The 26,769-nt window shown below is 38.0% G+C and carries 28 protein-coding genes; 26 read left to right on the plus strand and 2 right to left on the minus strand.

Features of this window, described 5'->3' with window-relative positions:
* The first annotated feature begins 1 nt into the window (after position 1).
* The 8 genes from csrA to DWY37_RS06185 all read left to right on the plus strand — a co-directional run bounded on the left by csrA (position 2) and on the right by DWY37_RS06185 (position 7,325).
* Complete coding sequence (gene csrA, locus DWY37_RS06150; RefSeq protein WP_117841490.1) at positions 2–217, plus strand: carbon storage regulator CsrA; 216 nt, start codon at positions 2–4, stop codon at positions 215–217.
* 87 nt (positions 218–304) lie between these two features.
* A complete protein-coding gene (locus DWY37_RS06155; RefSeq protein ID WP_117841489.1) occupies positions 305–727 on the plus strand; it encodes a flagellar protein FlaG in 423 nt (140 codons plus the stop codon).
* Positions 728–739: 12 nt separating this feature from the next.
* The gene (gene fliD / locus DWY37_RS06160) at positions 740–3,052 is read left to right on the plus strand and encodes a flagellar filament capping protein FliD (RefSeq protein ID WP_118541050.1); all 2,313 of its coding nucleotides are present in this window, start codon (positions 740–742) and stop codon (positions 3,050–3,052) included.
* A gap of 65 nt (positions 3,053–3,117) precedes the next feature.
* Complete coding sequence (gene fliS, locus DWY37_RS06165; protein WP_118541052.1) at positions 3,118–3,495, plus strand: flagellar export chaperone FliS; 378 nt, start codon at positions 3,118–3,120, stop codon at positions 3,493–3,495.
* On the plus strand, positions 3,479–3,964 hold the full coding sequence (gene flgN, locus DWY37_RS06170; protein ID WP_118541054.1) for a flagellar export chaperone FlgN: 486 nt from the start codon (positions 3,479–3,481) through the stop codon (positions 3,962–3,964). The genes fliS and flgN overlap by 17 nt, the downstream gene beginning before the upstream one ends.
* A gap of 188 nt (positions 3,965–4,152) precedes the next feature.
* Positions 4,153–4,977, plus strand: a complete 825-nt coding sequence (locus DWY37_RS06175) for a flagellin N-terminal helical domain-containing protein (RefSeq protein ID WP_118541056.1) — start codon at positions 4,153–4,155, stop codon at positions 4,975–4,977.
* A gap of 218 nt (positions 4,978–5,195) precedes the next feature.
* Complete coding sequence (locus DWY37_RS06180; RefSeq protein ID WP_118541058.1) at positions 5,196–5,489, plus strand: hypothetical protein; 294 nt, start codon at positions 5,196–5,198, stop codon at positions 5,487–5,489.
* A 3-nt stretch (positions 5,490–5,492) separates the two neighbouring features.
* On the plus strand, positions 5,493–7,325 hold the full coding sequence (locus tag DWY37_RS06185; RefSeq protein ID WP_118544418.1) for a motility associated factor glycosyltransferase family protein: 1,833 nt from the start codon (positions 5,493–5,495) through the stop codon (positions 7,323–7,325).
* Here the strand turns inward: DWY37_RS06185 and DWY37_RS06190 are convergent.
* Entirely contained in the window at positions 7,309–8,478 is a 1,170-nt protein-coding gene (locus DWY37_RS06190) for a CgeB family protein (RefSeq protein ID WP_118542528.1), read from the minus strand. The genes DWY37_RS06185 and DWY37_RS06190 overlap by 17 nt on opposite strands.
* A gap of 236 nt (positions 8,479–8,714) precedes the next feature.
* On the opposite strand from DWY37_RS06190, the gene pseB reads away from it, so the two are divergent.
* The 6 genes from pseB to pseC are packed head-to-tail and all read left to right on the plus strand — an operon-like array spanning position 8,715 to position 14,065.
* A complete protein-coding gene (pseB, locus tag DWY37_RS06195; RefSeq protein WP_118544417.1) occupies positions 8,715–9,707 on the plus strand; it encodes a UDP-N-acetylglucosamine 4,6-dehydratase (inverting) in 993 nt (330 codons plus the stop codon).
* 7 nt (positions 9,708–9,714) lie between these two features.
* Positions 9,715–10,410 carry a pseudaminic acid cytidylyltransferase gene (gene pseF / locus DWY37_RS06200; protein WP_118544416.1) on the plus strand — a complete coding sequence of 232 codons (696 nt, stop codon included), beginning with the start codon at positions 9,715–9,717 and terminating at the stop codon, positions 10,408–10,410.
* A 1-nt stretch (position 10,411) separates the two neighbouring features.
* Positions 10,412–11,452 carry a pseudaminic acid synthase gene (pseI, locus tag DWY37_RS06205; RefSeq protein ID WP_118542498.1) on the plus strand — a complete coding sequence of 347 codons (1,041 nt, stop codon included), beginning with the start codon at positions 10,412–10,414 and terminating at the stop codon, positions 11,450–11,452.
* Between the two features lie 4 nt (positions 11,453–11,456).
* Entirely contained in the window at positions 11,457–11,900 is a 444-nt protein-coding gene (locus DWY37_RS06210; protein WP_118542500.1) for a GNAT family N-acetyltransferase, read from the plus strand.
* Between the two features lie 4 nt (positions 11,901–11,904).
* Entirely contained in the window at positions 11,905–12,918 is a 1,014-nt protein-coding gene (pseG, locus tag DWY37_RS06215) for a UDP-2,4-diacetamido-2,4,6-trideoxy-beta-L-altropyranose hydrolase (RefSeq protein ID WP_158575650.1), read from the plus strand.
* 19 nt (positions 12,919–12,937) lie between these two features.
* Positions 12,938–14,065 (plus strand): UDP-4-amino-4,6-dideoxy-N-acetyl-beta-L-altrosamine transaminase, encoded by a 1,128-nt coding sequence (gene pseC / locus DWY37_RS06220; protein ID WP_118542172.1) that lies wholly within the window; start codon positions 12,938–12,940, stop codon positions 14,063–14,065.
* A 33-nt stretch (positions 14,066–14,098) separates the two neighbouring features.
* Here the strand turns inward: pseC and DWY37_RS06225 are convergent, their stop codons facing one another.
* A complete protein-coding gene (locus DWY37_RS06225; protein WP_118542174.1) occupies positions 14,099–15,256 on the minus strand; it encodes a CgeB family protein in 1,158 nt (385 codons plus the stop codon).
* 235 nt (positions 15,257–15,491) lie between these two features.
* On the opposite strand from DWY37_RS06225, the gene DWY37_RS06230 reads away from it, so the two are divergent.
* The 12 genes from DWY37_RS06230 (at position 15,492) to DWY37_RS06285 (ending at position 26,764) form a co-directional block, all read left to right on the plus strand.
* Complete coding sequence (locus tag DWY37_RS06230) at positions 15,492–15,803, plus strand: hypothetical protein (protein WP_118542176.1); 312 nt, start codon at positions 15,492–15,494, stop codon at positions 15,801–15,803.
* A 13-nt stretch (positions 15,804–15,816) separates the two neighbouring features.
* Positions 15,817–16,617, plus strand: coding sequence for a glycosyltransferase (locus tag DWY37_RS06235; RefSeq protein ID WP_158575652.1), 801 nt, complete (start codon positions 15,817–15,819; stop codon positions 16,615–16,617).
* Between the two features lies 1 nt (position 16,618).
* Positions 16,619–17,161, plus strand: a complete 543-nt coding sequence (locus DWY37_RS06240) for a hypothetical protein (protein WP_118542180.1) — start codon at positions 16,619–16,621, stop codon at positions 17,159–17,161.
* An 89-nt stretch (positions 17,162–17,250) separates the two neighbouring features.
* Positions 17,251–17,766, plus strand: a complete 516-nt coding sequence (locus DWY37_RS06245) for a glycosyltransferase family 1 protein (RefSeq protein ID WP_147403582.1) — start codon at positions 17,251–17,253, stop codon at positions 17,764–17,766.
* 81 nt (positions 17,767–17,847) lie between these two features.
* Positions 17,848–18,213, plus strand: coding sequence for a molecular chaperone (locus DWY37_RS06250; protein WP_117841512.1), 366 nt, complete (start codon positions 17,848–17,850; stop codon positions 18,211–18,213).
* 56 nt (positions 18,214–18,269) lie between these two features.
* Positions 18,270–19,412, plus strand: a complete 1,143-nt coding sequence (locus DWY37_RS06255; RefSeq protein ID WP_118542184.1) for a CgeB family protein — start codon at positions 18,270–18,272, stop codon at positions 19,410–19,412.
* A 1-nt stretch (position 19,413) separates the two neighbouring features.
* A complete protein-coding gene (locus tag DWY37_RS06260; RefSeq protein ID WP_118544414.1) occupies positions 19,414–20,499 on the plus strand; it encodes a glycosyltransferase in 1,086 nt (361 codons plus the stop codon).
* A gap of 182 nt (positions 20,500–20,681) precedes the next feature.
* Entirely contained in the window at positions 20,682–21,458 is a 777-nt protein-coding gene (gene rfbF / locus DWY37_RS06265) for a glucose-1-phosphate cytidylyltransferase (protein ID WP_118542186.1), read from the plus strand.
* A 12-nt stretch (positions 21,459–21,470) separates the two neighbouring features.
* Positions 21,471–22,565, plus strand: a complete 1,095-nt coding sequence (locus tag DWY37_RS06270; RefSeq protein ID WP_118542188.1) for an NAD-dependent epimerase/dehydratase family protein — start codon at positions 21,471–21,473, stop codon at positions 22,563–22,565.
* A complete protein-coding gene (locus DWY37_RS06275) occupies positions 22,559–23,800 on the plus strand; it encodes a UDP-glucose dehydrogenase family protein (RefSeq protein WP_199650034.1) in 1,242 nt (413 codons plus the stop codon). Before DWY37_RS06270 ends, DWY37_RS06275 begins: the two co-directional genes overlap by 7 nt.
* A gap of 12 nt (positions 23,801–23,812) precedes the next feature.
* Positions 23,813–25,126 carry a lipopolysaccharide biosynthesis protein RfbH gene (gene rfbH / locus DWY37_RS06280; RefSeq protein WP_118542192.1) on the plus strand — a complete coding sequence of 438 codons (1,314 nt, stop codon included), beginning with the start codon at positions 23,813–23,815 and terminating at the stop codon, positions 25,124–25,126.
* Positions 25,127–25,150: 24 nt separating this feature from the next.
* The gene (locus DWY37_RS06285) at positions 25,151–26,764 is read left to right on the plus strand and encodes an aldolase catalytic domain-containing protein (protein WP_118542194.1); all 1,614 of its coding nucleotides are present in this window, start codon (positions 25,151–25,153) and stop codon (positions 26,762–26,764) included.
* The last annotated feature ends 5 nt before the right edge of the window (positions 26,765–26,769 follow it).

Consider the following 26,769-nt stretch of genomic DNA (forward strand, 5'->3'; position numbering starts at 1 on the left):
GATGCTGGCATTAACAAGAAAAAAGGGAGAATCCCTTGTTGTCAATAACAATATTGAGATAACAGTACTGGAAATCAGAGGAGACCAGATTAAAATCGGCATCTGCGCACCGAAGAATGTGCCGGTGTACCGGAAAGAAGTATATTTACAGATTCAGAAGGAAAATGAAGCTTCTCTTAAAGCTGATGGGTTAGAAGCTTTGAAAAATTTACTGTAACCGCTAAATAAATTTACGGGTTCTACCGATATAAGAGTTAGAACAATGGTAAACGGAAATGACAAGAAGCACATGGAGGTGTAAGCAATGTCAATTGAATCAATCAGAAACAGTGGATCGGTGTATCAGGGAAGTTCTCCGGTTCAGGGAACAATAAGAGAAAGTTCCGCAGTAACAACAGAAGGATTACAGACAAGTGCAGATGAAATACAGCAGGAAAATGCCAGCGTATTAGAAAATGCAGCAGCACAGGGTCAGAATCCAACAGAAGAAGAAAAAGCAACTGCCTCTTCCTCGGAACAGGTTAAGAAGGCGGTGGAGAGCATCAATCGCAGCCAGGCTCATACAGAAGCAATCTTTGGTATCCACGAAGGAACCAATCGTGTCACTATTAAGATTGTGGACAAAGAAAGCAAGAAAGTGATTAAAGAATATCCGCCGGAGAAGACACTTGACATGATACAGAAGCTCTGGGAGATGGCAGGGCTGATGGTAGACGAGAAGAGATAGGAGGTACTTAAGATGGCAATTCGAGTATCAGGATTAGCGTCAGGAATGGATACCGAGTCGATTGTTACACAGCTCGTATCTGCATATAATGTAAAGAAAAATACATATGTAAAAGCACAGACCAAGCTTTCCTGGAAGCAGGATGCATGGAAGACATTAAATAAAAAGGTAAAGAGTCTTTACAGTAACATGACAAGCTTAAAGTACAGTTCTGCGTATAAGACCAAGATGGCGTCGGTGTCGGATACTACCAAGGCAAGTGTCAGTGCAGAGGGTACTGCTGTAAACGGAAGCTACAGCTTAAAGATTAATCAGGTGGCAAAGTCCGGTTATCTTACCGGCGGCCAGTTAGCAGCCTCTACAACCGGAGCAACCAAGCTCAGCGAGTTATTGGGTGATGACAGCTTTACCGGTGGAAAGATTGAAGTGACATCTGCCGGAAAGACCAGCACAATCGAAGTGACAGCAGATACAACCGTAAGTAATTTTGTATCTAAATTAAATGACGCAGGCGTAAAAGCATCTTATGATGCTACGAACCAGAGAATTTATGTAGCAGCATCCGGAACGGGAGCAGCCAATGATTTCAGTCTGTCAGGAGTAGATGCCAATGGAAGTACAGCATTAAAGGCACTGGGCTTGAGGGTAGCTTCCAAGAGCAATACAGAGAATTATAAGTCATGGGCAGCGTATGATGGACAGGATATAGCGCAGATTCTTGCGGATCTGCAGAATTCCAAGGATGCAATCTCAGCAGCCAATAACAGCATTACACAGTCGCGCTCTAAGATTTCCGGTTATACAACAAAGGTAAATTATGCATCTTCCTATGAGACCATGATGAATGCATATAAGGGACTTGATAATGCAGGAGAAATCCGTGATTTGGATGAACTGGCATCCATGTCCAAAGCTGATTTATCCAAAACATATGAATTGGATGATGATGGAAACTTTAAAAGAGATTCAGAAGGAAAGCTGATTGTAGCAGACGATACAGTCGCAGATGATAAAAAAGCAACCGGTACAGACCGCCTGAATGCCCTTGCAGCCAAAGCAGGCCTTGTTGAGAAGAAGGATGAAAATGCCGGAGAAGATGTAAAACAGGTTACCATTGCAGAATTTGCGGCAGCAAAGGCTGCAGTAGACAAGTATGATGCCCAGGCAGCTGACGACACCCTGACAGCTGATGAAAAAGCGGATATGAATGATTTCATTACCAGTGTTCAGCATGCTTATAAGGGGGCAGCAGATTCAGAATATGCATCCATAGAAGAACTTACCAATGCATACAATGATAAGATTACAAAAGAGCAGGACAGTATTACTGCCCAGAATCAGATTATCAGTGACAATAAGGCTGTTCTTGAAAAATATGCCCTGTTAGATAACGGGGAAGATCAGGCGGCATTGGAGGCACGTATTTCCTATGCGGTAAAACAGCTTGCCAATGCAGCTGACAAGACACAGTACAATACGGATGCAACCCGCGTAGATGGTCAGGATGCAGAGATTTATGTAAATAATGCAAAATATACGTCATCCTCTAACTCCTTCAGCATTAACGGACTGAAGATTGAGGCGCTGGCTTCAACAGAGGGCAGTGAGATTAATGTGACGGTAAAGAATGACGTAGACGGTGTATACAAGAAAATAAAAGATTTCTTAAAAGAATATAATTCCCTGATTAATGAGATGACTTCTCTTTACAACGCAGATTCTGCCAAAGGATATGAGCCGTTGACAACGGAAGAAAAAGATGCCATGACAGATTCAGAAATAGAGGAATGGGAGAAGAAGGTAAAGAGCGCATTGCTTCGCCGGGATGACAGTCTGGGCAATCTTTTAAATTCCATGACCAATGCCATGTATAAGGGATATACTGTGAATGGCAAGAGTTACAGCCTTTCCAGCTTTGGTATTTCAACCCTGGGATATCTCAATGCAGATGAAAATGAGGAAAATGCTTATCATATTGATGGTGATGCAGATGATTCAGCGGTTTCTTCTAAGACCAATAAGTTAAAACAGATGTTACAGGAAGACCCGGATGCAGTTACGGCATTCATGCAGCAGCTTGTTACCGGTGTATACAATGAGATTGATACCAAGATGCGCTCTAATTCTCTGAGCAGTGCAATGACTGTTTATAATGATAAGCAGATGGCAAAAGAGTATAGCAATTACACTACCACCATTAAGAAGTGGGAAGATAAGATTACTTCGATGGAAGATTCTTATTATAAGAAATTTGCAGCGATGGAAACTGCACTGGCAAAATTACAGCAGTCTACATCCTCGCTGTCAGGTCTTTTAGGTTCATAAGAGCCGATAAATGTCAGTCACAGGCATAGACCGGTGATAATGTGAAAATACATGGAGGTAACACGATGACAATGAACAATGGATATGCAGCATATCAGAACAGTAAGATTATGACTGCTTCTCCGGCAGAATTGACACTGATGCTTTATGAAGGTGCCATCAAATTCTGTAATATTGCAATTATGGGAATTGAGGAGAATAATATCCAGAAGGCCCATACAAATATTGTAAAAGTAGAAAATATCATAGAAGAGTTTCAGGCAACCTTAAATCATAAGTATCCAGTTGCAAAGGACTTTGACAATGTGTATAAGTACTTACAGGAACGTCTGGTTGAGGCAAACATGAAAAAAAATAAAGAAATCTTAGAGGAAGTACTGGTACACCTTCGCACCATGCGCGATACTTGGAAAGAGGTAATGAAGCTTGCACACAGCAAATAACAGCTATATTGAAATCTTAAAACAGAGCCTTACGAAAAAAATAGAACTGCTGGATACAATTATGGCATTAAATGTATTACAGAAAGATATGCTGGAAAATCCGGATTTAGATCCGGATGAGCTGGAAGAAAATCTGAACCGTAAGGCAGATCTGGTAGAGCAGTTATCAAAGTTAGATGACGGATTCAGTCAGATTTATGACCGGGTCCGAGCTGATTTGACAGAGAACCGCGGGGCATATTCGGAAGACATTGCTCAGATGAAGCGGGATATTACCGCGATCATGGCCAAGAGCACTGCAATCCAGAGCCAGGAAAAACGCAATCAGGTATTGATGCAGCAGAAATTTACTTCCGTGAAGAAACAGATTAAGGAAGTAAAGAAATCCAGACAGGCGGTGAATTCCTATTACAGAAATATGATGAAAATGGGAACACCGGATTCTACGTTTCTGGATAATAAGAAGTAGACTGGAAAAATTTAAAAAAATTTTCCATTTACTATAAAGTATCGAGACAACCGTCCGATATATATAACAAGTAAACAAGATATTGTTACTTAGCAGATGGATTTGAGGAGCGTACGGTCGATAAGATATCTGCAACAACAAACAAGTAGTCGCAAGGAAGCGACGTTAAATTCAAGGAGGAATTAATTATGGTAGTACAGCACAATTTACAGGCAGCAAACACAAACAGACAGTTAGGTATCACAACAAGTGCACAGGCAAAATCAACTGAGAAATTATCTTCCGGTTACAAAATCAACCGTGCAGCAGATGATGCAGCAGGACTTTCCATTTCTGAGAAAATGAGAAGCCAGATCCGTGGTCTTAACAAAGCTTCTTCAAACGCACAGGATGGTGTATCTTTAGTACAGACCGCTGAGGGCGCATTAAATGAAACACATTCTATCTTACAGCGTATGAACGAACTTTCTACACAGGCTGCTAACGACACTAACACTTCTGTAGATAGAAGTGCTATCCGAGCTGAGCTGGATCAGTTAACATCTGAAATCGATCGTATTCAGTCTACAACACAGTTCAACACAATGAACCTGTTAGATGGACATTTCTCAGCAAAGGCAAAAATGAAACTTCAGGTAGGTGCATTATCTGGACAGTCAATTGAGTTCACTATTGGAAAGATGAACGCAACAACTATTGGACTTCCAAAAGCTTTAAGTGTAAGTACCTTTACAAAAGCAGGTTCTTATATGAAAGCTGTTCAAAGTGCAATTGAAAAGGTTTCTAAGCAGCGTTCTGCACTTGGTGCTATCCAGAACCGTCTGGAGCATACAATTGCCAACCTGGATACCACATCTGAGAATACCCAGTCAGCAGAATCCCGTATCCGTGATACAGATATGGCTTCTGAAATGGTTACATATAGCAAGAATAACATCCTTGCTCAGGCAGGTCAGTCTATGTTAGCACAGGCTAATCAGTCTACTCAGGGTGTATTATCCTTACTTCAGTAATCCTAAGTACTCAACCATAAAAATAAGGCTGACCCGAAAGGGTTGGCTTTATTTTTTACTTTACAGAAAATTGCTTTCCTGTAAAGTAAAAAAACGCTCCGCGAGGATGCGCCAAGGCACATTCTTTGTTGCACGGGTAGTGATAATTATTTTCTTGGTGACGAAAAGAATAGTATCATGTAAAATAGAAGAAAAGAGATAAGAAGAGGTACTCTCAAGTGGAAAAGTATAGTCAATTAAAAGAGGAAATGAAAGTAGTAATCCGGAAGCTGTACCAGAATCAACAGGAGGAAGCTTATTCATGGATTGGAACGCATATTCAGGAGATAAAAGACAGCCTGTTAGAACAAATTGCACATTGTATAGAAAAGGGAGAAACAGATGTTACAATACAGGAACAGGCGGTTAGCATATTGGAACATCTGATTTATGCATATCAGAATCGTCAGATTATAGAACTGGCAGATTGTCTAAATTATGAATATAGCAGATATATGGGATGGGAGATATAATACATGATGATATATGAAAAGAATATGCAGGCAATTAAAGAATATCATAAACGGCTATATGAATATATGGAAACAGCTGTATCAAGTAATCCTGTAGAAATTTGTTATGAAACAGCAGAGAATGGGAGAATGTACCCGATTGTAATAAAAGATGGAATGAAATACAGTTTAAATAGTAGATATAATCCAGAGAAAGCATCTATACAGTATGTCAGTCAGTTTGAAAAAAAGAATGCATATAGTGTTTTTTTTATTGCAGGATTTGGAGATGGAAGAAGTATTAAGATTTTGGCAGATTCTATAGATAATACAATGACATTGGTGGTATATGAACCATCATTAAACATATTTAAAAAAACAATGGAATTATTTGATTATACAGAGCTGCTTAGAAAAGATAATGTATTTTTGATAGTGGAGTCAGAGCATCTTTTACAGGATTATGTAGAATCAGGCATTAATTTTAATAATATCAGGATGCTTCGACTTGGTATACTGCCAAATTATGACGTCGTATATCCAAATGAATGTAAGCATATGCTAGAAACCATGGTATATTTTATGAATAAAACCAAAATATATCGAAATACAATATATAACTTCAGAAAAGAATTTGCAACTCATGCGTTGAGCAATATGTATGATTATTTATGGCAGACGGATACATATTGGTTAAAAAAACGTCTGGCAGACGAGAATATAACAGATGTCCCGGCAATCATTGTGGCAGCAGGTCCGTCTTTGAATAAAAATGTGAAGGAATTAAAAAAGGCAAAAGGGAAAGCATTGATTCTTGTGGTAGATGCAGCACTTCGTGCAGTGCTAAAAGAAGGAATAAAACCAGATCTTGGAATGACAATTGATGCCAGAGTGCCAGAACGCTTTTTTGAGGGGATAAATATTAGTGAATTTCCGTTTGTCTTTGAGGCAATATCCAAAGAGGATATTGTCAGAAAACATTCTGGCAAACATTTTTATGATGATTTTCCTTGCAATATAATTGCTAAAATAGTAATGGAAAAGAAACAATACTGCTTAGAGGAAATTGCAACAGGTGGTTCTATTTCGACAAGTGCCTTTTCGTTGGTAAAGGCACTGGGCTTTAAGAAAATTGTATTTATCGGTCAGGACCTTGCTTTTACTGGTGGCCAAACTTATAATAGTGGTCTGAAAATGGAACAGAAAGAAAATGAAGAATATCAGAAGAAACGTGTCATCGTGCAGGTAAAGGGCAATGATGGAACCATGCTGGATACAGATTATCAGATGGATATGTACCGGAAATGGATTGAAAATGAAATCTTAAAATTGCCGGAGGATATTACGGTAATCAATGCAACAGAGGGTGGCGCGAAAATAGAAGGCGCAAAAGTGAGGACATTAAAAGAAGTCATTGATTCCTGCACGAAAGAAATTGATTTCGAAAAATTATTGCAGGAAGTACCGTTAGCATTTTCAGAGGAAGAACGGCAGGATATTATCAATGAAATAAAGGAAGAGCCAAGGCGCCTGGAAGAAGTAAAGGAGAATATCAAGAAGGCAACGGAAGTGGCAGAGCAGTTAAAACATGCATCCAAATATGGCAATGTAGAGGAGCAGAAGAAGCTACTGACAGAATTTGGAAATCTCAATGAAAAAATCCAAAAGGAGCCAGTGCAGGATTTGCTGTTATATTATAACAGTGAAATAGAATTCTCCATTGGGGATGATATCTTATCTGCGGATTTAACAATACCAGACTTATGCAATCGCGCAAAAACATGGTATAAAGGCTATGAAGCTGCGGTAGACAGCCTCATAGCAGATTTACATGAAAAATTTATTGACCGTCTATAACAGATAACATGGTTTGAATCCGATGCTCAAAGGTGTGGTCATCTAAAATTTTACCAAGGGCGTTGGCAGCAATCTGCTGACGTTCTTTTTCGTGGGAAAGATAATAGTCGGCATAAGTTTCTGCTTCCTCATAGGAAGAATAATAAATGAAATCTTCTCCCGGAACAAAGTAATTCAGAAAATCTTCCTGATAATTGGTCAGCAGGAAACCACCGCTTCCCATAATATCGAATGCCCGCAGAGGAATGCCCTTTTGGATACTGCGCAATGTAATGTTAAGATTAATTTTTGAATGTTGGAAAACCAGAGGCATAATCTCGTAATAGTCAATGGCTCCCATATTTTCAACTTTGGGAAGCTGCGGAGTAGGATTGTTGGTATAAAGCTTCACCTGATGCGCTGCGGAAAGCTTTTTTAGGATTGCAGTGCGGTCTAATTCTGCCAGTTTCCTGGCAAGGAAATAGTTGGCATAAATATAGCACGGTGTTTCGATGCCGTCTTCATTAGGCGCATATGGAACGGATTTTTGCATATCACTTAAGATGGTATCATTTAATAAACCGGGAATTAGAAATTCACCATATACCTGCTGCTGGGCTGCGATAATTGCATCGAGGTATCCCTTCGTAAAGGCAGGAAGCTTCTGATATAGGCGGTCATAAAGCAGGTGGTCTTCGTTATAAAGAGAACCGACAAAAGAAATCTCGGAAGAGATTTTATCAAGGATAGAATCTGCTGCCTGCATGGTGGAAAGTCTTTTTGCATTTGCAGCAAGCGGCAGGTAGAATACCCGGTCAATGCCCCCCTGCTTTAACTCTTCGTAAATCGGATAATCGAAAAGAAAAATATAATTGGTGGGATAAGTAATCGTAAAGGAATACAAAGCCACCAGCGGACTGTCATAAACATAGGAAACATAACGGAGATTATGCCGATGGGCACAGGTGGCCAGAATCGGATAATAGTTAAAGGAAAATACAAAGTCGTAGGAAGTATTTTCTACAGCAGCATCAAAAGCCGCATCATAGGCAGCACTTTTGCGGACATTATAATCCTCGTGCATAAATAAATCCGTTTCAATTTCACAGTTATGAAATGCTTCTAACATATCTTTTTTAGCAAAAGCCGGTGAATCAAGAAATAATATTTTCATAGAGTTCCTCGTAAATAAATGACATAATTTATGCTTTGAAGTATATCATTGTTTGAAAATATTGTCGATAAGTAGAAAAATAAATGATGATAAAATAGGATGGAGGTATATTTTTAGGGAGAAAAAAATATATAAAGCAAACAGAAGCTAAATAGATAAAATAACTAATAAATTTAAGATAAATAACCGATATATTCTATATGTTGAATAAAAGAGCAGAAGATGGAGGAATAAAAATGTTAGATGGAAAAACTATTTTGGTTACAGGTGGAACAGGTTCATTTGGAAACCAGTTTGTAAAATATGTATTGGAGAATTATAATCCTAAAAAGATTATTATATATTCAAGAGATGAGTATAAACAGTTTATTATGAGGAATAAATTTAAAAAGCATGATGAAAAATTGAGATACTTTATTGGAGATGTAAGAGATCGTAACCGTTTATATCGTGCTTTTGAAGGTGTAGATTATGTGGTACATGCGGCTGCATTAAAACAGGTTCCATCTTGCGAATATAATCCGATGGAAGCAGTAAAAACAAATATTGATGGTGCAATGAATATTATTGATGCGGCATTAGATTGCGGAGTGAAAAAGGTAGTGGCACTTTCGACAGATAAGGCAGTAAATCCAATTAATCTTTATGGAGGAACAAAACTTGTTTCAGATAAATTGTTTATTGGAGCAAATGCTTATGCTGGAACAAAAGATATCAGTTTTTCAATCGTACGGTATGGAAATGTTGCCGGCAGCCGTGGATCAGTTATTCCATTTTTCAGAAATATTGTGGCAAATGGAGGAACAGAACTTCCTATAACAGATTATGCAATGACAAGATTCTGGATTAGTTTAGATGAAGGCGTTCAGCTGGTAATAAAGGCATTATCTGAAGCAAAGGGAGGAGAAACTTTTATATCTAAAATTCCTTCATTTAAGATTACTGATTTGGCTCAGGCAATTTTACCTGGATGCAAGATGCCGGAAGTGGGTATTCGTGAAGGAGAAAAATTACATGAGGTGATGGTTACAAAAGAGGATTCTTTATCAACTTATGAATATGATAAGCATTTTATTGTATATCCTCATATGGACTGGTGGAATTCGGCTAAGATTCAGGCTGGTGGTAAAAAAGTTGAGCCGGGTTTTGAATATAGTTCTGGAAAAAATTCCCAGTGGCTTTCTGTTGATGATTTGAAGAAATTGTTGAAAGATGTGGAGGAACATTAATTAAGGAATGAATATTGCAATCATAACAGCAAGAGGTGGAAGCAAAAGAATTCCACATAAGAACATAAAGAAATTTTGTGACCGGCCTATTATAGAATACTCCATTCAGGCTGCAAAAGAAGCTGATATTTTTGATACTATAATGGTTTCTACAGATGATGAGGAGATTGCCCGGATTGCAAAATCGGCAGGAGCAGAAGTTCCCTTTATGCGAAGCGAAGATACATCGAATGATTATGCAACAACGGCGGATGTTTTGAAAGAAGTATTGAAAAGGTATAGTGAACTGGGAATGACTTATGAGAACGCCTGCTGTATATATCCGACAGCCCCATTTGTAACAGGAAAAAAATTACAAACAGCATTAGATATATTGATGAAGGAGAAAAGAGACAGTGTGATGCCTGTAACGTCATTCTCATTTCCACCACTGCGGGGAATGGTGATAAAAGATGGAACTTTAAATTACAAATGGGAGCAATATGCAATGATGCGTTCACAGGACCTGGAAGAAATATATCATGATTGCGGACAATTTTATATGTTGCGAACAGAGCCATTTCTACATACGGGAAAAATGGTAACCGGGAATACCGGAGCGTTGGTTATTTCTGAACTGGAAGTTCAGGATATTGATAATGAGACAGACTGGGAACTGGCTGAGATGAAATATCGATTGTTAAAAAAGAAGGGTAGATTGTAAAATGGAAATTAAAGGGCGCAAAATAGGAAAAGGTTTCCCAACATATATTATTGCAGAAATGTCTGCTAATCATGCAGGAGATATTTCACGGGCAAAGGAAATTATATGTGCAGCGAAGGAAGCCGGAGCAGACTGCATTAAAATACAGACATATACGCCAGATACATTGACAATTGATTGTGATAATAAATATTTCCATATTTCAGGTGGAACATGGAGTGGAGAAAATCTATATCAGCTATATCAAAAAGCTTATACACCATGGAAATGGCAGGAGGAATTGCTGGAAGAAGCTGAAAAAGTAGGGATAGATTTCTTCTCAACACCATTTGACAATACGGCGGTAGACTTTTTGGAAAAAATAGGTGTTGAATTTTATAAAATTGCTTCTTTTGAACTTGTAGATATTCCACTGATTGAATATGTGGCATCTAAGGGGAAACCAGTGATTATGTCAACTGGTATGGCTACTCTGGCTGAAATTGATGAGGCAGTAACAGCAGTGAAAAGGCAGGGAAATCAAAATGTGGCATTGTTAAGATGTGCAAGTGCATATCCGGCGATAACAGATGAAATGAATCTTAGGACAATGCAGAATATGGGAGAAACTTTTAATGTGCCAGTAGGACTGTCTGATCATTCTATGGGATCGGTGGGAGCAGTAACGGCGGTTGCACTTGGCGCCAGTATTATTGAAAAGCATTTTTGTCTGGATCGTTCCATTGAAAATCCAGATTCTTCATTTTCGATGAATTCCAAAGAATTTGCTAGTATGGTAAAGGATATCAGACAGGCAGAAAAAGCTATTGGAAGAGTGCAATATGGACCGACTGAACAGGAAAAAGGAAATTTACAATTCCGTCGTTCTATATTTTGCATACAGGATATACAAAAGGGACAAAAGATAACCGAAGATAATATAAGAATTATCAGACCAGGGAATGGTTTGCAACCAAAGTATTATAAAGAAATATTAGGACAGACTGCATTGCGGGATATAGAAAGAGGAACGCCGCTTTCTTTTGAGATGATAGGAAAATAGAAAAATGAAGGAATATTTAAGAGAAGCAACAAAAGATGATGTGGATTTATTGTTTAAATGGACGAATGATCCTGCAGTGAGGAAAAATTCATTTTCTTCAGAAAAAATTACTTATGAAGAGCATACCAGTTGGTATAGAAGTCTGTTGGAGAATAAAAACTGTAAGCAATATATCTATATGTGCGGCGATTGTCCGATAGGACAGATTCGTATTGTGCAAAAGGAAAAAAATGCGGAAATCAGCTATAGTATTTGCACAGAAAAACGTTCACAGGGATATGGGGCAAAAATGCTTGAACTGGTGAAAAATCAGGTGTTTAAAGATTTCCCAATGGTAGATAAACTGACTGGACTGGTAAAAACGGATAATCTTGCATCAAAAAAAGCATTTGAAAATGCAGGATATGAAGAAAAGTACAGTATGTTTGAATTTGTACGAGTGGATTAAAGTAATGGATGAAATATATATAAGAACAGATATGAATAATCAGATTGCAACCGGACATATGATGAGGTGTCTTGCAATTGCAGATGCATTACAGAAAAATAGAATTGAAGTAATCTTTATTGTTGCAGATGAAAGTGCTTTAGAACTTTTGAAAAAATATGGATATAAAGCTATTATACTATATACAAAATGGAATAATAAAGAAGCAGAATTGCCAGTTCTGAAGAAATATATTCAGAAGCTGAATATTAAAAAAATGCTGATAGACAGTTATGAAGTGACAGAAAAGTATTTAAGGGAAGTTCACAACCTTGTTCGAGTAATGTATATAGATGATTTGAATATATATCCATATGAAGTGGATGCTCTTGTTTGCTATGCAAATTACTGGAAAAAATTTCATTATGATCAATCAGACAATAAAATAAAGAAATATTTAGGAGTAAAATATGCTCCGTTACGAAGTGTGTTTTGGAATTGTGAATCTCATAAAATTAAGAATAGAGTAGAATGCTTGTTATTATTAACAGGTGGAACAGATCCATATAATATTATTCAGAGAGTATTAGATGGTATAGAAAGGGACAACTTTTTAAGAATTGAGGTTATATGTGGAGTTTATAATCAAAATTATGATAGTTTGAAAGAACAGTATGGGAACGAAAAAAGGATTTTTTTTCATAAAGCAGTTGACAATATAGAAAGATATATGCAGGAAGCAGATATAGCGATTTCAGCAGGTGGAACAACTCTCTATGAACTGTGTGCGTTGGGTGTGCCAACAATATCTTATGCGTTTGTAGATAACCAACTGGACAATGTAAAACAGTTTCAAGCAGATAATACTATTGATTATGCGGGAGATGTGAGGGAGGAGAAAATTGTAGATAAAATAAACATGTATTTAAAAGAATACATGAATGACATGGAACTAAGAAAGAAGAAATCATTGCAAATGCAAAGATTTATTGATGGAAAGGGTGCAGAACGTATCGCAGAGGCACTGATAGCATTATAGATAATTGGAGGCGGTATAGATGATACCATATGGAAGACAGACTATAGAAGATGATGATATACAGGCAGTGATTGAGGTGTTAAAATCTGATTTCTTAACAACGGGACCGAAGAGTACAGAATTTGAAGAAGCAGTAAAGTCTTATACCGGAAGCAGATACGCGGTTGCAATATCAAATGGTACATCAGCATTGCATGCGGCTTGTTATGCAGCAGGCATTGGACCGGGTGATGAGGTAATAACTACACCACTTACTTTTGCTGCATCAGCGAATTGTATATTGTATTGTGGGGGAACACCAGTATTTGCTGATATAGATTCGAAAACTTATAATATAGATCCAGCAGATATTGAAAGAAAAATAACGGCAAAAACAAAGGCAATTATTCCGGTTCATTTAGCAGGACAGCCGTGTGACATGGACCACATTCATGAGATAGCCAGAAGACATCATTTGTTAGTGATTGAAGATGGAGCACATGCTTTAGGTTCTGTTTATAAGGGAAGAAAAATTGGAACATTATCAGATCTTACGACATTTAGTTTTCATCCGGTAAAACCGATTACCACCGGAGAAGGTGGGATGATTATGACGGATCAAGAAGACTTATATCAGAGAATGCTGTTGTTCCGTTCTCATTGTATTACAAGAGATCCCAAATTGATGACAAGAAGTGATGGACCGTGGTTCTATCAACAGTTGGATCTTGGATACAATTACCGTATTACAGATATTCAATGTGCACTTGGAATAAGTCAGATGAAGAAACTGGATCGTTTCCTTGCAAGAAGAAAAGAATTGGTTCAGAATTATAATGAGGCATTTCGAGATAATAAAGACATTATTACTCCATATCAGATGGAGGGAACCGAGAGTGGATGGCATCTGTATATCATACAAGTTCCGCATCATGACCGAAAAAAGGTATTTGAACAGTTAAGAGAAAAGGGAATTGGTGTAAATGTTCACTATATACCTGTTTATATGCATCCTTATTACCAGAGTCATGGATATGAAAATGTGCATTGTAAAAATGCAGAAGAGGTATATTCGCATATCATCAGTTTACCATTATATCCGGGATTAACGGATGAAGAACAGAGCAGAGTAATTGAAACAGTACAGGAAACCCTTAGACAGGTGTAGGAGAAAAATAAAAAAGCATACTGGCATAGCTGATTAAAGCTGTGCCAGTATTTTCTGAAGCTGCTTCTCATAAGTATAATGATTTAATACTTTCTGATAGCCGTTTTCGGCAATTTCTATCCGTTCTTTTTCATGGGAAAGATAGTATTCGCATTTAGACAAAAGGTCATCAGGACTGGTATAGATGTCTAAATCTTCTCCAATGGTAAAACATTCGCTTAAATCATTCTGATAATTCGTCAGTAAAAAGCCGCCACATCCAAGAACATCAAAGACACGAAGGGGAATACCGTTCCGGATGGATTTGCAGGTCATATTCAGATTAATTTTGCTGTGGGCAAAGACCTGAGGCATTTCTGTTAAAGTCTTAACCCGTCCACGATTGTGGACAGGAAGAGCGTCTGCATCACTTCCGGTGTATAAGTCTACTGAAAAATGGGAGCCAAGAAGGGACAAAAGGTGCTTCCGCTCATTGGCAGTTACCTTCATGCCAAGGTACTGCTGTGCAATGATATCCCGGTCAACCCGTCTGGCTTTTTCCGGCGGAATATAATAATCCGGCATACAGTCAATAAATTCTTTGACAATAGAATCCGGCAGTAGTTCATTTAAAAGAAATGCACCATAAATCTGTTCCTGCGCATCCATTATTCCATTTAAATATCCTTCGAGATAAGGGGAAGGATTCTTTATGGCATCATAAGGACATTTCTCTGTATAAAGGGAGCCCACAAAGGAAATATCACTTTTAAAGGAGTCCGGATTAGCATGAGCAAGAACGGAATTCCAACGGCTTACATTGGTTGCCAGCGGCAGAAAAAAAGTGTGAGTTGGGTTATATGGAGCAAAGTCCTGATATTGCATGGAATCAAAAAGAAAAATACGGTTCCATTCATTCGAATAGGAATCAGAATATAATTCCATAACAGGACTGTCTACGGTCCAGCAGATATAAGGAATCTTCATAATATTACAGATTTCCGATAAAACAGGATAAAAATTTATCGAGAAAACACCGTCAAAAGAAGACTCTAACAGTGCATCAGAAACATGTTTGATAACTGTCTGTGCGGGAATATTTTTATCGGTAATTTCAAGGTTGATACAAAATATTTCATGCCCTAAATGCTTCATGGCTTCAATAATATCCGGTTCGCAAATGCTTCCATAACGATAGAATAGTATTTTCATGATAAACTTTCCTCTTCCTTGGATATAGAGTATAATAACTATAACTATTGTAACGAAATCGGTGGAAAGAAACAAGGTTAGAATAAGGAGAAAACGTCGCAGGACGAAAAGAAAATATATGGAACAGTTTTTTGGAATTTTACAAAGAGGACTGGGGCAGCTGGATGCAACAGGGGAATATGGAGAAAGAACGCTGCGGGAGTTAAAGGAAAGCTACTAGAAATTTGATGCAGCGATGCAGCAGAATATGCTGCGCGTAATAGAACAGTCATTGGCAAAGTTTCCGATAACATTGCAGATGAACTGTTATTTAAAGGAACTGGGTTACGAAGTGGTATTATATGTCGCCTATATGCCAAATCGGAATACAGCACCGTTGTGGTATAAGCAGTGTCTGTTGAATAATTTTATGAATACAGCCGGAGCATTTCAGGGCGAGATAGAAGGAGAGGAACTGAAGGGTTATAATCTGCTTTTTACACAGGAAAATTATCCGGAACAGCTTTATGATGCGGCGGAAATGATATGGCAGGAAGCACCTGAGTGAGTGCTTGAAATCGGTGATAAAACAATGTTGGCTGATTTGTGCCGACAGTTCACTACCGTATTTAACCAGAAGGTGCGTTAAGACAATTCCTGTGACCAATGCACCGATTATCGTACTGGCTTCGGATTATACCATTGCGGAAGAAAGACGGTATCAGAGCTGGCTGAAACCGTACCAGCAGTTTGTGGAAGTAAAACATTCCATTGTGGGAAATACAGTGGTTGTCGAAAAAGAGAAGAAAGAAAATTATGGCATCCCAGAAGACAAGTTCGTAATTTTGCTGGTGGGAAACCGGCTGGTGCAGGAAGTGACAGAGGATTTTCTTAAGACGATTTATGCGATGCTAGAGGAAAATCCGAAAGCAGTGCTGGCGGTCATTGGAAATTGCGAGGCACTGGAAAAAAGGATAGTAGAAGCATATTGGGAGCGTTTTTATTTCCTTGGATATACCGAAGAATTGCAGAAAACCATGACCATAGGAGATTTGTTTTTGAACCCGCCAAGACAGGGCGGCGGTACCGGAGCCATGTATGCAATTTTACAGGAAATTCCGGTAGTGACACTGGACAACTGCGATGTGCAGGTAAATGTGGGCAAGGTATTCACCTGTGATTCTGTTGAGTCGATGGTAAATCTGGTACATCAATATTGTGAAGATAAAGGATTCATGGAGAAGAAGAAGGAAGCATGCCGCAGAAAAGCAGAGGAAATTCTTGCAGTAGATGAAAAAGAAAACTATCGAAGGTTATGTGAATTTGTGGAAACTTATACGATAAGGCAGGAAAAGCAGGTACAGCATCCGGACGGGAGATAACATGGAGCATAGAAGAAGGGAAGCGAAAGGAACAATTTTAATCTATAAGGGAGAACCAATCTGCTATAACATTTTATATACATTTGCAGAGCAACTGGGAGAAGCGTTACAGAGGCTTGGAGAAGAGGTAGAATATTTTGATGTGAAGCAGAGCGGCGAAGCTACTCTGGCAGCTTATGCAGGAAAAACATATCAGGCGGTAATTGGCTTTCAGAGTTATCTTTTTGATATTTATCTTCCGAAGGCAAGCATTTATTTACATGATTTGATAAAGGGACCAAAAATAAATTTCCAGTTTGACCATCCAATCTGGATGAAGAATCATTATATCAGAATGCCGGAGCATTGCTATAGTGCAACCCATGACAGAAATTATGCGGCATTTATAGAAAAGTATTATCCGAGAATTGCAGGAAGTTCCATTATCTTTCCGGGAGGTTGTGAGAAGGAAGCAGAGCGGAATTTGAGGGGGCGCAGGATAAAAAGGAATATCAGATATCCTTTATTGACACCTATACGGACTATCGGAGTTATCTGCCGCTGATCAGAAATAGCCAGGGAATCAATAAAAAGATAGCAGCCCATTTTCTGTTTCGGATGAAACAGCACCCGGAAGAGACTGCGGAGAAAGCATTGGAAGAATCCTTACGAAAAGATGGAATTGTACTATCGGATGAAGAATTTTTAGAAGTATTAGATGGCGTCAAGCCAATGATTTATTGCATCATGTCTTATTACCGGGAAAAAGCAGTAAAGGTAATTTTAGAAGCAGGCATTACACTGGAAGTATTCGGGGACAGTTGGAAGAAGAGCCCGTTTGGGGATTCACCATATCTTCGTATCCATGAAGCGGTGGATATGAGAGAAAGCCTTGAAGTCATGGAAAAAAGCCTTATATCTTTTAATGTGATGGCCTGGCATAAGGATGGATTTACGGAACGGATTGCAAACAGCATGTTGCAACGCAGCGTGGTGCTTACCGATGAAAGCACTTATCTGAAAGGGGCAGGAAGAGATAACCTGCAGATGATTGCAGAGAATGCTTATAGGAAAGCAAAGGAAAATTATACCTGGGAGCAGAGCGCGAAAAAGCTTCTCGCATTTATTGATGAAATAGATGCCAGGGAAAGAAAATGCAGTGAAAAGTGAAAATACTCTTGTGAAAATGAAGGAATGAACCGATATACATTCTATAGAAAGGCGGCACAGGATGTGCCAGGGTGAAATATCATGGAAGATAATAGAAGAGAAGAAAAAGAAGCGTTAAAAGTATTGACGGAGTACAGCCCGAAATTATTAAAATCTATGAGAAATGTAATGGAAGAATTGCATGGAAATCGTCAGCCGGATACCGATGAATATCTTTTGAGCATTATCAAAGGTATGAACTGGGAAATTCAGGTCTTAAATGGAACAATGGACTATCTCAATGAAATCGAGCAGCTTATTGATAAGCAGGCAGCAAATGCTCTGTTTGTAAATTTCAGCAAAATATATCAGGAAAAAGATGATGAGAAGCTTGCAGAAGTCTTTGAGAAGGACATGATACCATTCTTTGAAAAATTGGAAGAAGTAGCCAAAGTTAAAATGAATTAAAAAACTACTGATATCGAAAGGTATCAGTGTTTTTCGTTGCAAAGCAGGAGAGAACGATGAAAATATTATTCTGGCAATGGCATTCTTTTATGGGAAAAGGAATGGAACGTGCGTTACACAGATTGAATATTACTTATGATGCTTTCTTTTATCAGATGAATGACTGGGAATCGGATAATCGATTTGCAGAGCAGTTGGAAAAGAGGATTTCGCAGCAGGCGTATGATGCAGTGATTTCTGTAAATTTTAATCCGGTTATTTCTGATGTATGCCAGAATCATAAACTGCCTTATCGTGCGTGGGTCTATGATTCTCCGATTCATATCCGCAATGTACAGGCACTGAAGAATTCCTATACAAAAGTGTATTTTTTTGACCGTGGACAGGCAGAAGAATATCAAAGACAGGGAATCAATGCCGGCTATTTGCCACTGGCAGCAGATGTGGAAACATTTTATCCGGTTGCAGTTACAGAAGTCGATAAAAAGGAATATGGAGCAGAGATTTCATTGGTAGGAAAATTATATCAGACCGTCTATCCACTGTATATGGCACCTTTGCAGGAGTATGACAGGGGATATCTTGAAGGTGTGATTGCAGCTCAGAAAAAAGTATATGGCGGATATTTCCTGCCGGATTTTATAACGGATGATTTGATAGAGAGAATGAATGCGGCTTATCAGAAACAGTGGAATGGAGAGATTACGGTAAATCATCGTGAAATTGAATTTCTACTGGCCAGTGAGATTACACGAAGAGAGCGGCAGGAAATATTAACGCTTCTTTCCAATCATTTTGATGTAGCACTCTATTCCGGAGAACAGAATGTAGCCATACCAAAGATAAGAAAGAAGAATTATATCGATTATTATACCCAGATGCCAAAAGTATTTAAATGCTCTAAAGTGAATCTTAATATTTCGCTGAAAACAATTCGGACAGGAATTCCGCTGCGTGTACTGGACATTCTTGCCAGTGGCGGATTTGTGATTTCAAACTTTCAGGAAGAACTGGCAGAGTACTTCCGGTTGGGAGAAGAAATCATCACTTATGGAGATATAGAAGAGCTTTATTATCTGGTGAATTACTATTTGCAGCATGAGGAAGAACGAAAAGAGATTGCAGCCAGAGGTTTACAGCGGGTAAAAGAAGATTTTCGATTTGAAGAACGGATGAAAGTAATACTTGAGGACTTATAGCATGAGAAAAATCACTGTATGTATCATTACAAAAAATGAATCAGAAAAATTGAAAAAATGCCTGAAACATCTGACGGGATATGGCTTTGAAATTGTTGTGGTAGATACCGGCTCTACGGATGATACGGTTGCCATGGCAAAAAAATATACGGATAAAGTATGCTATTTCAGCTGGTGCAATGATTTCTCCGCAGCACGGAATTATGCATTGACTCAGGCGTCCAATGACATTGTTATGATGATAGACAGTGATGAATATTTACAGGAAATAGATACAGGCGAGCTGGAAAACTTGTTAAAGCAGCATCCTTCTATGGTAGGGCGAATCAAAATAATTAACCGCGTTTCCGTAGGAGAGCAGGAAACAGAAAACATAGAACGGATTAACCGGATATTCTCCAGACAGCAATATGAATATTCGGGCAGTATCCACGAACAGGTTACAGCGAAAAATAAAGAAGAGTATGAAACTTACCTTGCTCCGGTTGTTATCTTGCATGATGGTTATGAAGGCACCGAAGAGGAGCGGAGGAAAAAAGCAGAACGTAATCTGAAGTTATTGTTAAAAGAGTTGGAGAACCATCCGGATGATACTTATTTCATGTATCAGATTGGAAAAAGCTATTATATGGCAGAGGATTATGAAGAAACAATCCGGTATTTTGAAAAAGCATTGGGCTATGACTTGAATCCAAAGCTGGAATATGTAATTGACATGGTAGAAAGCTATGGATACGCACTTTTGAATACCGGGCGGGTTGAAACGGCATTGCAGTTTCAGGGGATTTATGAAGAGTTTGGAGACTGTGCGGATTTCAAGTTTCTGATGGGACTCATCTATATGAATAATGAACGTTACGAAGAAGCAATAGCTGAGTTCTTAAAGGCAACGGAGTATAAGAGCGCACGGATGACAGGAACAAATTCTTATCTGGCATATTACAATGCAGGTGTAATCCGGGAGTGCCTCGGAGACATCGGACAGGCACTGGAATATTATCGGAAATGCGGGGATTATGCAAAAGCACAGGAGAGAATCAGGAAAATAGGGGAAAATCATAAATTTCTAATAATAACTAATAAATAAGTATATAATTACCGACATATAAATATAAGTAATTAATGATGAAGCCGTATCAAAAGGAATTGTTCGGCGCACGAAGTTTTGAAATAGATGAGGCTTTTTGCGTGGTGCAGAAAGTCTTTTTTAATTGTAAAATATGAGAAAAGTATTTCTTATAGTTGGTGGAGAATATAGGAGGAGAAAACGTGAAAGTTGTAATACTTGCAGGTGGTCTGGGAACCAGAATCAGTGAAGAAAGCCATTTGAAACCCAAACCGATGATTGAAATAGGAGGGGCGCCGATTTTGTGGCATATTATGAAATATTATTCATCTTTTGGATATGAAGAATTTATTATTTGTTGTGGTTATAAAGGATATGTAATTAAAGAATATTTTGCGGATTATTATCTGCATCGTAGTGATGTCACATTTGATTTTTCCAAGAATAATGAAATGATTATACATAACAATGTGGCAGAACCATGGAAAGTGACAGTAGTGGATACTGGACTAAATACCATGACAGGCGGACGCTTAAAGCGTGTTCGAAAGTATATTGGAGATGAAACTTTTATGATGACTTACGGAGATGGAGTTTCTGACGTGAATCTTGATAAATTAGTGGCATTTCATAAAAAAAATGGAAAATATGCTACATTAACGGCTATTCAGCCTGGTGGCCGTTTCGGCGTTCTAGACATGGATGATGAAGGTACTGTAAACCGTTTTGCGGAAAAGGCAAAAGAAGATGGCGGCTGGATTAATGGTGGGTTTATGGTATTAGAACCACAGGTTTTGGATTATATTGATGGAGATGCTACATTTTTTGAAAAAGAGCCATTGGAAAGACTGGCAAAAGAAAATCAGCTGGCGGCATATAAGCATGATGGCTTCTGGAAATGTATGGATACATTGCGGGATAAAGAAGCATTGGATTATTTATGGACTACTAATCGGGCAAAATGGAAGAAATGGGAATAAGGAGAAAGAAAAATGGTAACAAAGCAGTTAGAAAAAGATTTGGAATATACATATGAAAGATTGTCGGATGAGGAAATAAGCCGGCTGGAGAATTCCAGTATTTTAATTACAGGGTGCGCAGGCTTTCTTGGATTTTATTTTGTTCATTTTTTTTATCAGTTTCGGGAGAAACTTCATTTAAAGAAAATAATATGTTTGGATAATTTTATGCTGGGTTATCCAAAATGGATTGATGAAATGGCTGCAGATGAACATTTTGTGGTGAAGAAATTTGATATTATCAAAGATAGAATTGAGACAATTGAAGAAGCAAAAGAGGCAGATTATATTATTCATATGGCTTCAATTGCTTCACCGATGTTTTATCGGAAATATCCAATAGAAACACTGGATGCAAATATCTGGGGATTAAGGAGACTTTTGGATTATTATATGGAAAAAGAAATGAAAGGTTTTCTTTTCTACTCATCCAGTGAACTTTATGGGGATCCGGCACCGGAGGCAGTGCCTACTTCGGAAGATTATAATGGAAATGTGTGCGCAACAGGGCCAAGAGCCTGTTATGATGAATCCAAACGTTTTGGGGAGACTATGTGTATGCTGTTTGCACAGCAATATGGAATGCCAATTGGTGTAGTAAGACCATTTAATAATTATGGTCCGGGGATGAAGATAAATGATAAACGCGTGCCGGCAGATTTTGCAAAAAATATTGTAGATGGAAATGACATTACAATTCTTTCTAATGGATCTCCGAGTCGTACTTTTTGTTATATTGCAGATGCTGTTGCCGGTTATTTGAAAATTATGCTTTATGGAAAATACGATTATTTCAATATTGGAATTGAAAAGCCGGAGATTACCATCAGTAAACTTGCAGAAATATATAAAGCAGTTGGACAGGAAATCTTTGATTATAAAGGTGAAGTGAAATATGCAATATCGGAGGACAAAGAATATCTTACAAATAATCCACAGAGACGTTGTCCGAATATTGAAAAAGCAGGGAAAATACTTGGATATAAGCCGGGTATATATGTTGAAGAAGGAGTAAGAAGATTTCTCCAGTTTATTAAAGAAAGTCCGGAGGAAAATTTATTATGGTAACAGTTTTTGGATTGGGATTTGTAGGGCTTACAACAGCGCTTGGTTTTGCCCATCTTGGATATAAAGTGTATGGAATAGATGTGGATGAAGAAAGAAAATCCATATTAAAAAGTGGAAAGCTTCCGTTTCTGGAACCAGAAATGGAAGAGGTGTTGCAAAAGCATCTGAATAATAATTTTATTGTTTCGGATAATCCTAAAGAGGCGATTGCAGATAGTGAATATGTTTTTTATTGCGTTGGAACACCATATGGAAAAGATGGCAGTGCAGATTTGACATATCTGTTTTCGGCGATAGATACAACAGTAGATGCAATCTCGGATGAAAAATACAGGGTTCTTGTAACGAAATCAACCATTCCACCTTCTACAACTGCAGAAAAAATATTCCCTTACGTGAAGGGCAAGGGGGCGGTAGCAGAGCATCTTGGGGTTGCGAATAATCCGGAATTTTTGCGTGAAGGTCATTGTTGGGAAGATTTTATTGGAGCAGACAGAATAGTATTAGGATGTAATGAGGAACGTTCAAAAGAGATGCTGGTGAAGTTGTATGAACCAATGCAGATACCAATCAAATGTGTTTCTCATTCTACCGGTGAATTTATTAAGTATTTATCAAATACACTGTTGGCAACGATGATTAGCTATTCTAATGAGATGGCTGAAATTGCAGATGCCATAGGTGGAATAAATGTGGCGGATGCATTCCATATTTTACATATGGATAAACGATGGAATGATTGTAATATGACAAGTTATGTGTACCCGGGATGTGGTTATGGTGGATACTGTCTTCCAAAAGATACCTGTGCACTTTACTCACAGGCAGTAGCTAAGGGGTATGAACCAGAGATATTGAAACATGTAATAGAATTAAATAATGACAGGGCAAAATCGATTGCAAAAAAAATCACAGACAATCTTTCAGAAGGACAGACGATTGGAATTTTGGGACTGGCTTTTAAACCTCTTTCAGATGATGTGCGTGATACTGCTGCAGCGAGAATTATCCGTGAGATAGAAAAACTTGGATATCACAACATTTGTGCATATGATCCGGCAGCAATGAAAGAGTTTACACGTCGTTATCCGGATATTGCAATAACAGAAAAGTCATCTGCAAAAGAAGTTTATGAGGAGGCAGATGTAATAGCAATTGTGACAGCATGGGAGGAATTCCGGGAAGTCCTATCTTTTGGAAATAAAACAGTGATTGATTGCAGATATATGTTATAGGAGCATTGGAATATGGAAAAAGAGAAAATTTTAAATCTGGTAAGAGAGTATTATCGGGAAAACCATATGCGGAAGGAATATGAACCTGGAGACCGCATCAATTATGCCGGGCGGGTATATGATGAAGAAGAATTGGTAAATCTCGTAGATTCGTCTTTAGAATTCTGGTTGACTGCCGGCAGGTATACCAAAGAATTTGAAAGTGGATTGGGTCAGTATCTGGGAGTGCCATATGTATCCGTAGTAAATTCCGGTTCATCAGCTAATCTTCTTGCAGTGGCAGCACTGACCTCTCCATTGTTAAAGGAGAGGCGGTTGCAAAAAGGAGATGAGGTCATCACAGTTGCAGCAGCATTTCCTACAACAGTTGCTCCGATTATACAGTGTGGTGCAGTTCCGGTATTTCTTGATATAGAAATGCCGACATACAATATAGATGTTGCACATTTGGAAGAGGCATACACAAAACGTACAAAAGCGGTTTTTTTAGCCCATAGTTTAGGCAATGTATTTGATATAAAAACAGTAAAGGCTTTTTGCGAAAAATACAATTTATGGCTTATAGAAGATAACTGCGATGCACTTGGCGGTGAATATAAGTTGAACGGAGAATGGAAAAAAACAGGAACTATCGGGGATATTGGAACTTCCAGTTTTTATCCAGCTCATCAGATGACGATGGGAGAAGGAGGAGCTGTTTATACTGCAAATCCATTACTTCATAAAATTGTCCGTTCTATGCGTGACTGGGGACGTGAATGCGTATGCAGCGGAGGACAGGATAATTTATGCGGCCATCGTTTTGATGGACAGTTTGGCACGTTACCACAGGGTTATGATCATAAATATGTATATTCCCATCTGGGTTATAATTTGAAAATTACAGATATGCAGGCTGCAATAGGTGTGGCGCAGCTTCACAAGTTGCCGGGATTTGTTGAAAAACGAAGAAATAACTGGACTTATTTAAGAGAGCATTTAAGTGATATAGAAGATAAATTGCTGTTGCCAGAAAAAGAAAAAGATAGTGAACCATGTTGGTTTGGTTTTATTATGACAGTAAAGTCAGAGAGTGGAAAAAACAGAAAGCAGATAGTGGATTATTTAGAAAAGCATAATATTCAAACAAGAAATTTATTTGCAGGAAATATTATCAGGCATCCATGCTTTGCTAATCTTATTGAAGGAACAGATTATCGTGTTGTAGGTGGGCTTAACATAACAGATCAGGTAATGAATGACAGTTTCTGGGTAGGTGTGTATCCGGGAATGACAAAAGAAATGTTGGATGAAATGATCCGGGTAATCAAGGAAGCTGTTGTATAGAAGAAAAATGCAAAGAGGTAGAAAATGGGAAATATAGAAGTGCTGGATTGTACACTAAGAGATGGGGCATATATTGTAGATTCCAAATTTGGGGATGGAGCAATCAGAGGAATAATATATAAGCTTCAGAATGCAAATGTTGAGGTAATTGAATGTGGATGGTTAAAGGATTATGACCATGAAGAGGGGAGTTCATTTTATCATTTGCCTGAGGATGTTTTGCCATATATTGTAGAAAAGAAAAAAGAGTGTACTTATGTTGCAATGATAGACTGGAACCGATATGATGACAGCGTTTTGCCGGAATATGATGGAACTTCTATAGATGCCATAAGAGTTGTATTTCCGCATGGAAAAGTAAAAGAAGGGATGGAAATTGCGGATAGAATCCGTAAGAAGGGTTATCGGATATATTTTCAGGCTGCCAATACCCTGGCATATAAAGAGAAAGATTTAAAAGAACTTGCAGAGAAGATGAATAAATTTAAACCGGAAGGTCTTTCCATTGTAGATACTTTTGGAGCAATGTATGAAGAAGATTTGTTGCGGATTGCAAAGATACTGGACGCTGGTCTTGAAAAAGAAATCCGGCTGGGATTTCATTCGCATAATAACCAGCAAATGGCGTTTGCGAATAGTATGACATTTGTGAATTACTTTTCGGAAAAAGATAGAAATATAATGGTAGATGCAAGTCTGTGTGGAATGGGACGTGGTGCAGGAAATACAACAACAGAGCTGCTTACAAACTTTTTAAACCGAAAGTATCATAAAAATTATAATTTGGATGAGGTGTTAGATGCGATTGATACTTATATGGTTTCATTCCAGGAAAAATATAAGTGGGGTTATTCTACGGAATATTTTATTGCAGGGACATATTGTTGCCATGTGAATAATATTGCATACCTTTTAAATAATCATCGTACATCAGCAAAGGATATGAGAAATGTTATTGCTTCTTTATCAGCTGAAGATCGTTTAAAATATGATTATGGTTTGTTAGAAGAAAAGTATATTGAAAATCAGAGCAGACTGGTAGAAGATGACGAAAATGTAAAACAACTGACGGAAATCTTTGCAGAAAAGAAAATTCTGCTTGTTGCACCGGGGAAATCATCTGTGGATTCATATGAAAAGGTACAGACAGTTTTAAAAGAAAAGAATGTCATTACAATAGCAGTTAATGCTATTTTACCAGATTATAAATATGATTATCTTTTTTTCTCAAACAGAGTACGCTATGAATATGCAAAATCTGCATATGCAAAAGAATTTGATAATACAAAAAGAATTGTATTGTCGAATGTAAAGACAAAGGCGCAGGAAAAAGAAATGATTGTCAATTTCAATCGTGTTATTAAACGTGGATGGGAACATTTTGATAATGCGGTAATGTGTATGCTTCGCCTATTGGAAACAATAGGAGCAAAAGAAGTATATATTGCAGGATTTGACGGTTTTAAAACAGCTTACAATGAGAGTTATGCAGATGAATCATTGCCAACTCTTAGTTCGGACATAGACTATGCAAAACTTAATAAAGAAATTAAAGATATGTATCATGATTTTGTAGAAACAGACGCAGGAAAAATGAATATTATGTTTGTTACGAGAAGTTATTTTGAAAAAGTATAAGAATA

The sequence above is a fragment of the Roseburia sp. AF25-13LB genome (assembly GCF_003478915.1).
In the GTDB taxonomy this organism is placed as follows: Bacteria; Bacillota; Clostridia; order Lachnospirales; family Lachnospiraceae; genus Roseburia_C; species Roseburia_C amylophila.